At 68.1% G+C, this 13,229-nt stretch carries 12 protein-coding genes; 4 read left to right on the plus strand and 8 right to left on the minus strand.

Annotation, left to right across the window (positions count from 1 at the left end):
- Positions 1 to 182: 182 nt before the first annotated feature.
- Positions 183 to 1,442: a hypothetical protein gene (locus ABT392_RS18840; protein ID WP_395384952.1), complete on the minus strand. Its 1,260-nt coding sequence runs from the start codon at positions 1,440 to 1,442 to the stop codon at positions 183 to 185.
- Positions 1,443 to 1,519: 77 nt separating this feature from the next.
- Between ABT392_RS18840 and ABT392_RS18845 the strand changes: the two genes are divergently transcribed.
- Positions 1,520 to 4,321, plus strand: coding sequence for a DEAD/DEAH box helicase (locus ABT392_RS18845; RefSeq protein ID WP_395384951.1), 2,802 nt, complete (start codon positions 1,520 to 1,522; stop codon positions 4,319 to 4,321).
- 44 nt (positions 4,322 to 4,365) lie between these two features.
- On the opposite strand, the gene ABT392_RS18850 is transcribed toward ABT392_RS18845, so the two are convergent.
- Positions 4,366 to 4,530: a hypothetical protein gene (locus tag ABT392_RS18850; RefSeq protein ID WP_464970840.1), complete on the minus strand. Its 165-nt coding sequence runs from the start codon at positions 4,528 to 4,530 to the stop codon at positions 4,366 to 4,368.
- A gap of 163 nt (positions 4,531 to 4,693) precedes the next feature.
- Here ABT392_RS18850 and ABT392_RS18855 point away from each other — a divergent pair, with 163 nt between their 5' ends.
- Both ABT392_RS18855 and ABT392_RS18860 read left to right on the plus strand, forming a co-directional pair.
- On the plus strand, positions 4,694 to 5,044 hold the full coding sequence (locus tag ABT392_RS18855) for a thioredoxin family protein (protein ID WP_395384950.1): 351 nt from the start codon (positions 4,694 to 4,696) through the stop codon (positions 5,042 to 5,044).
- A 62-nt stretch (positions 5,045 to 5,106) separates the two neighbouring features.
- Positions 5,107 to 6,489, plus strand: a complete 1,383-nt coding sequence (locus ABT392_RS18860; protein WP_395384949.1) for a leucyl aminopeptidase family protein — start codon at positions 5,107 to 5,109, stop codon at positions 6,487 to 6,489.
- Here the strand turns inward: ABT392_RS18860 and ABT392_RS18865 are convergent.
- The 5 genes from ABT392_RS18865 to ABT392_RS18885 all read right to left on the minus strand — a co-directional run bounded on the left by ABT392_RS18865 (position 6,486) and on the right by ABT392_RS18885 (position 10,108).
- Positions 6,486 to 8,129, minus strand: a complete 1,644-nt coding sequence (locus ABT392_RS18865; RefSeq protein WP_395384948.1) for a GMC family oxidoreductase — start codon at positions 8,127 to 8,129, stop codon at positions 6,486 to 6,488. The two genes, ABT392_RS18860 and ABT392_RS18865, sit on opposite strands and share 4 nt — an antisense overlap.
- Positions 8,130 to 8,175: 46 nt before the next feature.
- On the minus strand, positions 8,176 to 8,370 hold the full coding sequence (locus tag ABT392_RS18870; protein ID WP_395384947.1) for an inner membrane CreD family protein: 195 nt from the start codon (positions 8,368 to 8,370) through the stop codon (positions 8,176 to 8,178).
- A 74-nt stretch (positions 8,371 to 8,444) separates the two neighbouring features.
- Positions 8,445 to 8,594, minus strand: a complete 150-nt coding sequence (locus ABT392_RS18875) for a hypothetical protein (protein ID WP_395384946.1) — start codon at positions 8,592 to 8,594, stop codon at positions 8,445 to 8,447.
- A 51-nt stretch (positions 8,595 to 8,645) separates the two neighbouring features.
- Entirely contained in the window at positions 8,646 to 9,284 is a 639-nt protein-coding gene (locus ABT392_RS18880; protein WP_334279668.1) for a MarC family protein, read from the minus strand.
- A gap of 41 nt (positions 9,285 to 9,325) precedes the next feature.
- On the minus strand, positions 9,326 to 10,108 hold the full coding sequence (locus tag ABT392_RS18885) for a helical backbone metal receptor (RefSeq protein WP_464970841.1): 783 nt from the start codon (positions 10,106 to 10,108) through the stop codon (positions 9,326 to 9,328).
- Between the two features lie 215 nt (positions 10,109 to 10,323).
- Here ABT392_RS18885 and ABT392_RS18890 point away from each other — a divergent pair, with 215 nt between their 5' ends.
- Entirely contained in the window at positions 10,324 to 10,812 is a 489-nt protein-coding gene (locus ABT392_RS18890) for an RNA recognition motif domain-containing protein (RefSeq protein ID WP_395384944.1), read from the plus strand.
- 87 nt (positions 10,813 to 10,899) lie between these two features.
- Here the strand turns inward: ABT392_RS18890 and ABT392_RS18895 are convergent, their stop codons facing one another.
- Complete coding sequence (locus ABT392_RS18895; RefSeq protein ID WP_395384943.1) at positions 10,900 to 13,170, minus strand: carbohydrate binding family 9 domain-containing protein; 2,271 nt, start codon at positions 13,168 to 13,170, stop codon at positions 10,900 to 10,902.
- Positions 13,171 to 13,229 lie beyond the last annotated feature (59 nt).

Below are 13,229 nucleotides of genomic sequence, written 5' to 3' on the forward strand. Positions count from 1 at the left end.
CACAGACACGCGAGCGGCGATTTTTTGCGAAGTGCGGCCCGACCCCCCTAAGGGTGAATCCCAATAACAACGACTGGTCGTGACGCGGCCACAACACCCCCCCGTGTTCCGCGGCTTGCCAAGGGTCAAGCTGGGCTATAGACGTGTCGCCGAGGTGTCATACCCCCCCGCAGGGCCCCTTTCTATGGGGCGCCCAGGGGCAAGGCACGCAGTCGGCGCTCGATTTCTTCCATCATCTGGCGGTAGGCCGGGGCGCCGGGGCCGCCATAGCGGCTGCGAAAGTCGCGTTCATGAAGAAATTCAGGCAGGTCATCTACATGGGGGAATAGTTGTTCCTCCACAACGCCTTGGGCCAGAGTCTGCAGCCATTCGCGGGGTCTTTGCCGGGCCCATTGGCCAAAACGGCTGCCGGCGCGGTCGGCGGCGATGTCGTTGAAGCTGAAACCGCTGCCGTCCCGGGCATCGGCCAGCTCCTTCTGCACACCGATGGCGTCGGCCAGCGGGCCGCCCGCCTCGGAGGCCAGCGCCGCCGAGATCAGGAAATGCTGTCCGAAGTCCTGGCGCCGGGCAAAGCCCAACCAGGCCGGGTGCGCCGCCGGCCAGTCGTCGGCCTTCGGAAACAGCGTGGCGGGGCCTCGGCCCGAGGCATGCAGGGCCAATGCCACCAGCAGGGCGCGCGCTTCGAGGGAGGCGCTCGCGTCGTCGCTGCTGCGGCTCAGGGCGAGCTCGGCCAACGGCTTGAACACCTCGACACCGGCCAGTTGCTCCAGGCCGGCCGCCGCCGCGAGGCGCCGCTGCAGCGCCTGCCAATAGACCCGGGCACGCTGCTGCTCGGCCACGGGCAACAGGCTGCCCACCGCTCGGCGAGCGCTGTCCGCCTGCCAGACATAGACCAGCAGCGCCCGCTGGTGCTGAAACTCGATGCGCTGGACCAGGTCACCGGCGAGCTCGAAACCTGCGGTGGCGCTGTAGCGGTCCAGCAGGCGCTGACCCATCCAGCGCAACACAGGCCGCGGCAGGGGCAGCCGCCCCAGCTGGCCGCCGGCAATGTCGGGCAGGCCCGGCCCCTCGACCAGGCGCAGCTCCAGGTTCAGCCAGAGGGGCAGCAACGGGACACGCCGACTGGCCCGCACCGTCATCGTTCCCTGGCTCACCTTCAGCTGGCTGGCTGCCACGCCACCATGGCGCGCCAGGTAGTTGAGGATCAGGTCCAGCTCACGTTCGCTGGCGTAAACCACCCGCGGACGGCCCACCGGGCCCGAACGCGGGTCGGCGCGTCGCAACAGGGCGCGGGCTGCGTCCAGGTCGGCGGCCGATGTGGGCGGGCGAGCGTTCAGCACCGGCGAGGTCTGCACGGCCAGCACCAGGGATAGCAGCAGAGCCAGCAGCAGCAGGATCAGAAGACGGCGGCTCCAACGCCCCAGGAATCGAACAGCAGCCACTTCAAGCCCTTGTGCAAGATCAGCCCCAATCGGCCAGCGGCGATTGTGCGGTAGCGGGGGCTGGACAATGGCAGGTCATGACCGCCCCGAGCCCTGATGCCGCCAACCCGATCTGGCCACCCGACGCCGAGCGGATGCGCCAGCTTTTCGCACCCGAGCGCCTGCGCCGCGGCGCACTGCTGGGTGAGCGCCTGATCGAGCTGAAGCTGGACGAAGACGGTGCCATGGCGCGGCTCTCCGGCGCGGGCGGACAGGTCTTCGAGCTGACGCTGCAGGGCGTGACCGGTCGTGATGGCCGGCCACACTACAGCGCCCTGTGCACATGCAAGCAGAGGCATTTCTGCGAGCACGCCGCCGCCGTGATCCTGAGCCTGCCCCGCCATGCTGCGGTCGATGCCGGCAGCGATGCCTTGGTGCAATGGGCCGGCGCGCTGCGCAGTCAGGCCAGCCGCAGCACCTTGAGAGAACTGCCCAGGCTGGCCGATGCCGATGCCGGCCGCCTGCTGGACCTGCTGATGGACGACGGCTTGGGCGCCGAGGTGCAAGCCGTCTTCCGCCCCCGGCTGACCCTACGCACCCTGGGCCGGGGCGACGGGCTGCTGGGTATGGCGCGCGACGGCGCCATCGGGCCCCGGGGCGACAGCGTCAGCCTCGCCTGGGTGGACTGGACCTACCGCGGCGCCGCCGGCTTTGCCTGGCAGACGCCCGCACCCCGCAGCCTGCTCAACAGCCGGGCACCCGCGCGACAGCAGGTCGCCGGCCGCTGGCTGCAGCGCGACCTGGCCGCCGAGGCCGATGCGCGGGACCAGCTCTGGGACCTCGGGCTGATGCCGGTCGACGCCACTCGGCTGCAATGGCGCGACCCCGACGCCGCCGCCTGCCCGGCCGCCCCCTGGACCTTGGCGCAGGAGGCCCAGTTCGGCGAGTTTTGCGTCAGTCAGTTGCCCAAGCTGCGTGAGCTGGGCTGGCAGGTCGACGTGCAGCCCGGATTTGCCCACCTGCCGGCGCGGGCCGAAGTCTGCAGCGCCCGGCTGGAACGTCTGGCCGGTTCCGGCAGGCGTGGCTCCTGGTTGCTCAGCCTGGGTCTGGAGATTGATGGCGAGAACCTGGACCTGGCGCCGCTGATCGCCGACCTCTTGCGCCGCGATGGCCGCTGGCTGCGTGCCGAGGTGATTGCCAGCATCGATGACGATGCCGAAGTGATCCTGCATGCGCCGGGCGGCCGCCGGATCGCGGTGCGTGCGGCGCCGCTGAAAGCCGTCATTGGCGCGATGGTGGAGCTGCTGGTCGAGATCCAGGACGCCGGCCCCATTGCCCTGAGTGACTGGGAGGCCGGAAGGCTGGAGGCCTTGGACGACCGCAGTGGCTGGCAGTTCCATGGCGACGCCGATCTGCGCCTGCTGGCCCGGCGCCTTCGCCTGGCCGGCGAGCCGCGGTTGGTTGAACCACCTGCCGGCCTTGGCCTGGACCTGCGCCCCTACCAGCGCACCGGCCTGGCCTGGCTGCAATACCTGCGCGAACAGAACCTGGCCGGCATCCTGGCCGACGACATGGGCCTGGGCAAGACCGCCCAGACATTGGCACATCTGTTGATCGAGAAGCAGGCCGGCCGCCTGGACCGCCCGGCGCTAGCCGTGCTGCCGACGTCCTTGCTGTTCAACTGGCGGGCGGAGGCGGCAAGGGTCGCGCCAGACCTGCGGCTCTTGACGCTGCACGGCCCGGCGCGCCAGGCCAATTTCGCCCGTCTGGCGGAGTTCGACCTGGTGCTGACGAGCTATCCCTTGCTGTGGCGCGACATCGACATCCTCTCGGGCCAGCCCTGGCATCTGCTGGTGCTGGATGAAGCCCAGCAGGTCAAGAACGCCGGCAGCCTGGCGGCCAAGGCGCTCCGCCGGCTCAAGGCCCGGCACCGGCTGAGCCTGACCGGGACGCCGATCGAGAACCATCTGGGTGAGCTCTGGGCACAGTTTGACTTCCTGATGCCGGGTTTTCTTGGAGATTCACGCACATTTGCCCGACGTTGGCGCAAGCCCATCGAGGAAAACGGCGAAACGCTGCGTGCCGAACTGCTCTCCCAGCGGGTGCGCCCTTTCATCCTGCGTCGGCTGAAAGACCAGGTGGCGGCCGAGCTCCCACCGCTCACCGAGGTGCTGCGCCGCGTGCCTTTGCAGGGTCGGCAGCGGGAACTCTATGAAAGCGTGCGGGTGGCCGCGGACAAGCAGGTGAAGCGTGTGCTGGAGCGCCAGGGGTTCGATGGCGCCCGCATCGCCGTCCTGGACGCACTCTTGAAGCTGCGCCAGGTTTGCTGCGACCCCCGCCTCCTGCCTGGCGAAGCAGGCAAGGACAACCAGGGCCGGGCCAAGCTGGACTGGCTGGCCGAAACCCTGCCGGGCCTTGTGGAAGAGGGCCGCCGGGTGCTGGTGTTCTCGCAGTTCACCGGCATGCTGGACCTGCTCACGGAAGAGCTGACCCAGCTCGGGCTGGCCCATTTGCAGCTGACCGGCGCCACGCCGGCGGGCGCGCGTGGCGAGTTGGTCCGGCGTTTCCAAGCCGGCGAATCACCGCTGTTCTTGATCAGCCTCAAGGCCGGCGGCGTCGGCCTCAATCTGACTGCGGCGGACACGGTGATCCATGTCGACCCCTGGTGGAACCCGGCCGTCGAGGAACAAGCGTCCTCACGGGCGCACCGGATCGGCCAGGACCGGCCGGTCTTTGTCTACAAACTGGTGGTGGAGGGCAGCATCGAGGAGCGGATGCTGGAACTGCAGGCGCGCAAGAGGGCGCTGTCAGAGGCCGTGCTGGGCAGTGATGAGGCCGCGGCGGCCAAGTTCTCGGCAGCGGATCTGGACCTGCTGCTGGCCCCGTTGGGTGGGGCCTGAAATGGCTCAGCGCACCGTGGTGGTGCGCTGATGGTGGCTGGGGCTTAGCGCTTGCGGTCGCAGCGTTGGGCCAGGGCCAGGCTGCGGCGGTCGCAACCGAAATGGCCGGATTCGAAGGCTTCGTGCTTGCGGCCCTTGTCGCTCTGCCACTCGGGCATCGGGATGCGGCGCGGTTGCTGTTCGGTCGTGCGTTGCTGAGACTTCATCATGGCTGTATGCCCCGTTGACTCAACCCGGGTCCCTCTGAGCGGGGCCCCTTGCCGGGCTGTTGAGGGGGACAACGCAGGCAATTTGAGGCCGGTTGACAGTCCAGCAACATTTGCTGACCAAGCGGCCTGACTCGCTCGGGCTGCGGCTACATTTGGCCCCACGATGAGCCCCGCAACTACCGCTGCCACCCCGCTGGTGGCCTGCCTGTGCGCCAGCTGGTGTCGCGTCTGCGACAGCTACCACGACGTCTTTGCCCAGCTGCGCGAGCGCCATCCGGGGGTCCGCTTCGTCTGGGTGGACATCGAGGACGACGAGGAACTGGTCGGCGACCTGGAGGTCGAGACCTTCCCGACCCTGCTGGTGGGCCAGGGCGCCCTCCTGCAATTCATCGGCCCGATCACGCCGCAGCTGGCAACGGCCGAACGCCTGCTGGCCAGCATGGCAGGCGCCGGCCCGGCCAAGGCGTCGCCAGCCGCCATGTCCTTGCTGGCTCGACTCCAGCACAGCTGCTGACCGGGCGCACCGTGGCGGGCGACAATGGCGCTCTCCTTCACCAGCCTTCGGTACCCGCTGCCATGACGGTTCAACTCACAAAGTCCGCCCCCTCCGCTGCCATCGCCATTACCGTGGTCGATCGCGCCGCCTTCAAGGAACTGGCTCCGAAACTGCCGGCCGCCACCCGCAACTGGCTGGCCGCGGTCGGATTTGATGGCAAGCCCGACAGCCACGCCCTCATCCCCGATGCCGAAGGCAAGCTGGGCCAGGTGTTCGCCGGCGTCGAGCGCGCAGCCAGCCCCTGGGCGCTGGCTGCACTGCCGCAAACGCTGCCGCAAGGCGCCTATCAACTGAGCGACGCCGGCCTGCAAGTGCCGGCCGAGCAGGCCGCGCTCTCGTGGGAGCTGGGCGCCTATCAGTTCGACGTCTACAAGCCGCGCCGCCGCCCAGCAGCGACGCTGCAACTGCTCTCCTCGCCCGAAGCCCAGCGGGGCCTCGCGATGGCGCATGTGATTGCCGCCACCCGCGACCTGGTCAACACGCCGGCCGAGCACATGGGCCCGGATGAGCTGGCGCAGGCCGCCAAGCATGTGGCCAAGCAGCATGGCGCGAAGTTCTCGGCCATCGTCGGTGAGGATCTGCTGAAGAAGAACTTCCCGGCCATCCACGCCGTGGGCCGCGCAAGCACCCGTGCGCCGCGCCTGATCGAATTGAACTGGGGCAGCAGCAAGCATCCGAAGCTCACCATCGTCGGCAAGGGCGTCTGCTTCGACACCGGCGGCCTGGACATGAAGAGTGCCGACGGCATGCGCCAGATGAAGAAGGACATGGGCGGCGCCGCCAACGCGCTGGGCCTGGCCTCGCTGGTGATGGCGCTCAAGCTGCCGGTGAACCTGCAGCTGCTGATCCCCGCGGTCGAGAACTCGGTGGCCGGCAACGCCTACCGCCCCGGCGACGTGATCAAGACCCGCCAGGGCCTGCAGATCGAGATCGGCAACACCGACGCCGAAGGCCGCGTGATCCTTTGCGACGCCCTGGCCTACGCCAGCGAGTCCAAGCCCGAGCTGATCATCGACCTGGCTACCCTGACCGGCGCCGCCCGCATCGCGCTGGGCGCGCAATTGCCGGCTCTGTTTGCCAAGCACATGGATACCGCCCGCGACCTGGTGGACCTGGGCCTGAAGCTGGACGACCCGCTGTGGCACATGCCGCTGTGGGCGCCCTACAAGGAAGGCATTGCCAGCAGCATCGGCGACATCGTCAACACCGGGCGCAATGCGCTGGGTGGCGCGATCAATGCCGCGCTGTTCCTCGAGTACTTCGTGCCAGAGTACCAGGACTGGCTGCATGTGGACCTGTTCGCCTGGAACGACGTGGCCCGCGCCGGCCGCCCGGTCGGCGGCGAAGCGCAGACGATACGGACGCTGCTCGCCTACCTCGAAGAGCGCTTCTCCCCGACCTAACTCTTCAGTATCAGCTCCGCCGCGCGCTCGGCAATCATCAGCGTCGGCGAGTTGGTGTTGCCGCTGGTGATGGTCGGCATCACGCTGGCATCGACCACGCGCAGGCCGGCCACGCCGCGCACACGCAGCTCGCTGTCCACCACGGCCGATTCATCTTCCGCCCGACCCATCTTGCAGGTGCCGACCGGATGGAAGATCGTGGTGGCGATGTCGCCAGCCAGGCGCGCCAGCTCCTCGTCCGTCTGGAACTGCGAGCCCGGCTTGAACTCCTCGGGCTTGTAGCGGGCCAGCGCAGGCTGCGACACGATGCGGCGCGTCAGGCGCAGGCTCTCCGCCGCAATGCGGCGGTCCTCCTCGGTGCTCAGGTAGTTCGGCGCAATCGCTGGCGCCACGCTCGCGTCGGCAGACGTGATGTTGACCGTGCCGCGGCTCGTCGGGTTCAGATTGCAGACGCTGGCGGTGAAGGCACTGAAGGCATGCAGCGGCTCGCCGAAGGCATCGAGCGAAAGCGGCTGCACGTGGTATTCGAGATCAGGCCAGGCCTTGTCTGCGCTGCTCCTGGCAAACGCGCCGAGCTGCGAGGGTGCCATGCTCATCGGCCCGCTGCGCTTGAGCGCGTATTCGAGGCCGATCATCGCCTTGCCCCACCAGTTGCCGGCCAGCTTGTTCAGCGTCTTCGCGCCCTGGACCTTGAAGACCGCGCGGATCTGCAGATGGTCTTGCAGATTGGCACCGACGCCGCTCATCTCCGCTTGCACCTCGACGCCATGCTTCCGCAGCAGCGCGCCGGGCCCAATGCCGGAGACCTGCAGGAGCTGCGGTGAGCCGATGGCACCCGCCGCGAGCAAGACCTCGCCGCCCTGCTTCAGCATGACCTGCTCGACGCCATGCGGCGTGTGCACTTCGGCACCGGTGCAGCGCAATTGGCCATCGACGCGATCAAACAGCAGGCGCTGCACACGCGCGCCGGTCCAGAGTTCGAAGTTGGGCCGGCCGTAGCAGGCCGGACGCAGAAAGGCCTTGGCCGTGTTCCAGCGCAGGCCTTTGCGCTGGTTGACTTCGAAGTAGCCGACGCCTTCGTTGTTGCCGGCGTTGAAGTCTTCGGTGGCCGGGATGCCGGCCTCGGTCGCAGCCTGGGCAAAGGCATCGAGGATGTCCCAGCGCAGGCGCTGGCGTTCGACCCGCCATTCGCCGCCATGGCCATGCGCCGACTGGAAGGCAGGGCTGGCGCCTGGCCCATCCAGACGCCAGTGGTCCTCATGCTTCTTGAAGAAGGGCAGCACCGAATCCCAGCGCCAGCGCGCATCACCGACGGCAGCGGCCCAGTCGTCGTAGTCGCGCGACTGGCCGCGCATGTAGATCATGCCGTTGATGCTGGAGCAGCCGCCCAGCACCTTGCCGCGCGGGTAGCGCAGCGAGCGGCCGTTCAGGCCCGCATCGGGCTCGGTCTTGTAGAGCCAGTCGGTGCGCGGATTGCCGATGCAGTAGAGATAGCCGACCGGGATGTGAATCCAGTGATAGTCGTCGCGCCCCCCGGCCTCCAGCAGCAGGACCCGCCGGCGCGGGTCTGCCGACAGCCGGTTGGCCAAAAGGCTGCCGGCCGTGCCGGCGCCGATGATGATGTGGTCGTAGAGATTCATGATGCCGCCATGCTGGCCGAGCAGCCAGCGAGCGGCAAGCGGCCTATCACCGAGTCGAGAGCGTCGGCGTTGTGCCGGCGCCAAGCTTGTACCAGTCGAGCCTGCGCGTCAGCGTCATGACAGCCGCCAGCAGGGCAAACAGCAGGAGCAAGCCGATCACCAGTGCAGCCTGCTCCAGGCGCAAGAGCACGAACAGCGCGGCGGAGCCATAGGCGAGTCCGAAGCTCAGGTGCTCCGACAAGTCAGGAGAAGCAGGAAGAACAGGCTCAAGGCCAGGCCCACGGTGATGAAGGTCAGCGCAATGAAGAGCACGCCCTACTTGATCGCGCGGTCGTTCATCACGAAGGGGTTGACCGGGTCGAACAGCGCCAGGTCGGGTGGCGCTTGCTGCAGGCGCTGGCGGGCTTCGGTCAGCCAGCTGAAATGCTCGACGTCCAGGCCCACGCGGCGCAAGGAAAACCGCATGGTGTCGGCAATCGCCGGGGCATCCTCCAGCAATAGAACACGGGACCCAGCTCAGTGGCCCGCGGCCGAGCTCAGGATGGGGAACAGCTTCTGCAGACCGTCGGCCAGCAACTCCACGGCCAGGGCCGCGAGGATCAGGCCCATCAAGCGGGTCATGATGTTGATGCCGGTCTGGCCCAGCACCTTGGCGATGCGGCCGGAAGCCGAGAAGACTGCGAAAGTCACCAGCCCGACGACCACGCCATAGCCCACCAGCACGCCAAGCTGCCACCACTGCTGGGTCTGCTTGGAATAGATCACCATGGTCGAGATCGTGGCCGGGCCTGTCAGCAGCGGGATGGTCAGCGGCACGACGGCGATGCTGGCGCCGGCATCGACCTTGTGCGCGCCCTCGCTCACGTCTTCCTTGCGGCCTTCGGCCGGCTGCGCATTCAGCATCTGCAGGGAGCTGATCAAGAGCAGCGTGCCGCCGCCAACCTGGAAGCTGGCCAGCGAGATGCCGAAGAACTCGATGATCTTCATGCCGAAGAGCGCGCTCAAGGCGATCACCACGAAAGCGGTGAACGAGCTGACCACGATGGTGCGGCGGCGCTGCTCGCGCGTGAAGTTCTGCGTGAAATGGATGAAGAAGGGCACCACCCCGACAGGGTTGACGATGACCAGCAGGGCGACGAGGGGCTTGAAATCCATGCGGCAATTGTCAGTGCAGCCAGAGACGCATCGGCCGGGTTCTATCCCTGAGTCGCCAGCCGGCGCAGATAGGCCAGCCCTGGAGCCGCTCTCGGCCCGTACCAGCTCAGCAGTTCACCATCCACCAGGCGCACGCGGGCATTCGGGCACAGGACCTGCACCTCGGCCAGGTGGGAGGCGTCGAAGCGATAGGGCTCCGAGCTCAGGAGCAGCTCGTCAATCCCGGCCAGCCAGGGCTCATCGCCATTCAAGGCCGGATAGCGGGCCGCGCCATGCTCGCCGCCCTCGACAGGCGGCCAGGTCTGCCAGCCGACCTGGGCCAGCATGCGGGCGATATAGGTGTCGCGGGCCACGGTCATCCAGGGCGCTCGCCAGATCAGATAAAGCACCCGGCGCGCCGGCCAGGGGCGCGCTGCACAGGCGGCCAGCTCGTTCTCCAGAGCCCTCCGCAAGGCCGCCGCCCGATCAGCCACGCCCGGCAAGTGGCCGAACAGGGCCAGCATCTGGTCCAGCAGGGCGAGGTTGTCCTGCGGCGCGTTCGGATGGGTCACGACGATATTGGGCACGAACTCGCGCAGCGCCGTGACTGTTTCCAGCCGGTTTTCATCCACATTGACCAGCACATGGCTGGGCGCCAGGCGGCGCAGCTTGGCCAGGTTCACATCCTTGGTGCCCCCAATCTTGGGGATGCTCGCCACGGCCGCGGCCGGGTGGATGCAAAAGCCGGTGCGAGCCACCAGCCAGGGCGCCAGGCCGAGCGCCACCAGCAGTTCGGTCAGCGAGGGCACCAGGCTGGCAATGCGGATTTCGGGGGGCTGGGTCATGGGCCGCGCATCTTAGCCAGCAGGCCCGCACTGCGGGATCGGCCCGACCGGGTTATCTCTAGGCACGAAAAACAACACTCGCCGTGGGCGTTGTATGGATCGCTGGACCCCTCACCCATAATCGGCTACCTGTGTCTGGACGCCGCACCTTCGCTTGAATGGTTCACGTGGGTTGAAAGTCCGCATGGTTTTTTTGGTATTGAAAGGGCTTCCCCATGGGAAACAAGCTTTATGTGGGCAATCTGGCCTACAGCGTGCGTGACGAATCGCTGCAAGAAGCATTCGGTCAATTTGGCACTGTGACCTCTGCAAAGGTCATGATGGACCGCGACACCGGCCGTTCGAAGGGCTTCGGCTTCGTCGAAATGGGTTCGGATGCCGAGGCTCAATCGGCAATCAACGGCATGAATGGCCAGGCCCTGGAAGGCCGCGCCATCGTCGTGAACGAAGCACGTCCTCGTGAAGAGCGTCCGGGCGGCTTCGGCGGCGGCGGCCGTTCGGGCGGCGGCGGCTTCGGTGGCGGCGGTGGCCGTTCCGGCGGCGGCGGCTACGGTGGTGGCGGCGGTGGCGGCTACGGCGGTGGCGGCGGCTACGGCGGTGGCGGCGGTGGCCGTTCCGGCGGTGGCGGCTACGGCGGTGGCGGCGGTGGCCGTTCCGGCGGTGGCGGCGGCTACGGCGGCGGTGGCCGTTCCGGCGGCTACTGATACAGGCCGATCAACCCTCACGGGTTGATGCACAGGCAAGAAGGCGCTCCTCGGAGCGCCTTTGTCGTTTCTGGATCGCCCGCAGCCTCAGTTCGACCAGGCCCAGACCAGCTTGGCAAACAGCTGGCGCTGCCAGGGCTCGCGCGCAGACTCGCGCGCCTGGCTGGCACCGACGCTCAGGATGCGGCCATGGCCCACGCGACGCTGCAACACCAGCGAGTCGCTGCCACCCTGCTCGTCCAGCGCCGCCAGCACCCCCTCGGCGCGCCGCCCCGCATGGCTGCGCTGACTGATCAGGCGCAAGGAATCGCGGGCATCGAAGTGAACGACGGCCAGGGTCTGGCTGTTGCGCTCGCTCAGGCTGCGTTGCCCGGCCGGGTTGTTGACCCAGCCCTGCCCCAGCTGCTGCTCCAGCTCCAGCCACCACGATTGCGGCAAGGCAAACCGGAACTTGGCCTGCATCACGAGGTTCATGCCGCTGCCCAGGCGATCCGCCTCGACATCCAGCCGACGCCCCCACTGCAGCTCGGCATGCAGCAGGCTCAGCCAAGGCGCCGGATTGGACTCCAGCCCGATGTTCACGGTGCGCGGCGCATGCAGCGCACCGCCTGAGCGCGCCCGCTGCTGTCCCAGGCCCAGATGACCCCAGACACCCGTGTTGCGCGCCGTGGCGAACCAGAAACCCGGCTCCAGCAGGCGTTCGATCACCTCACCACCGCGCTGTTGCGCGCCATCGGCCAGCGCCTCGGTCTGCGCGAGTTTCAACTGCGCTTCCAGCTCGAACAGCGGCAGGCCCGCCATCTCGCTCGCGCCCAAGCGGCGCGCCAGTTCGCTTGAAGCACGCCGGATGCCGGCCTGCGGCACGAAGCCGTTGTCATTGGCAAAGCGTGGCGTGATCTCTTCCAGGTGCAGCTGGTTGATCCATTCGGCAGAGCGGTGCTGCCAGGCCAGCCAGAGCTTGTGACCGCTTTCACTGGCGCTGCGCACGGCCCGGCCTTCGCCGTCAAACGCGGCCGTGCTGGCGGACTGCAGCCAATGGCCCCGCAAGAGATCGGACTCGCCCGTCCGCCAGCTGAAGTCGCTGCCGACGACACGATTGAACGCGCCGCCGCCATAGCCGCGCTCGGAGGCGAGCAAGCCCAGGCTGGCATTGCCGAGCTGTTGTCGCCCGCGAACAAAGCTCGCCTGTGAATGGCCGCGGTAGGCATGGGCAGCGGTGGCATAGGCCGCCGGGCGCAGCACATCGCCACCGCCGGCATCGCGCAGGCTCAGGCCCACAGCATCGGCCGAGGCGCCCCGCCAGGTGGCGCGCAAGCCCCAGTCAGGGTCACTGATGGTGCGCGAATAGAACGCCGCCAGGCCATGCGCCTGGCCCGACTCGTCCGGCTGGCTCTGGCCGACCACGTCGGTGCTCTCCAGGAAGAAGGGCCGCTTCTCCTGCTGGAACAGCGCGAAGCGGGTGTTGGCGGCCATCTGCGGCGCGTCGGATTCGATCTGCGAGAAGTCCGGGTTCAGCGTCGCATCGATCACCCAGTCGGCGCGCGGCCGCCACTTCAGCTCGGCTCCCAGCGTGGCCTTGCCGCTGCCTTCAGCGCGGCGCCAGGTCAGCTCGGGCCGAATGCTCAGGAAGCTGCGCTCGCGCACCTGCTCGACCAGGTCGCCCAGACCTTCCAGCGCTTGCAGCTCGGCGATGAAGTTCAGGGCGTCCTTGGTCAGCGTTGGCGGGCTGACCATCAGATTCGCGTCCTCACGCGGCACGCTGCGCGTGAGCATCACGCGCCAGGGCTCGCCCCCGCTGTGCGGGAAGCGCAAGGCCGCCAGGGGCCAACGCAGCTCGACGCTGTAGCCATCGGGCAAGCTTTGCACCGCCGCCTGCACATCGAAGTCGGGCGCCATGTCGTCGCTGTCGTCATCGGCGATGAACACACCATCCGCCAGCGAACCCGACGCGCCCACGCGCACGAACTGCGCCGCGCGCCGTCGCCCGACCGGGTCGATGACGACCGAGACATAGTCCTGCTCGAGCCCGACTTCATCGCGCCGGCTCAGCGGCGCGCGGATGCGCCCGGGCTCCGGGTCGTAGGCACGGATTGCAAAAGTGAGCGCATGCTCGTCGGCAATCACTTGCACGGTCGTGCGCCAGCGGGCCGGCTGCCGGTCTTCGGGCAGGAACTGCACAAAGCGCTCGTAGACCGGCGCCGCGCGCCAAAGCGGCTCGTCCAGCCGGCCGTCGATCTGCAGCGCGGCCTGGCCGGCCTGGCGCAGCGCGCGTATCGAGGCGGCCGCCGGCTCGGGATCGGCCGCCCATGCGCTGCCGCCCAGCCCCATCACGAGGGCCGTGGAAAAAAACTTGTTCATGATTCAGGAAACCAAGAGAGTGGCCCGCGCCGCTTGCGTGCGCCGGGCCAGGTTCGGGG

The organism is Paucibacter sp. JuS9 (assembly GCF_044043925.2).
GTDB lineage: Bacteria > Pseudomonadota > Gammaproteobacteria > Burkholderiales > Burkholderiaceae_C > JAUASW01.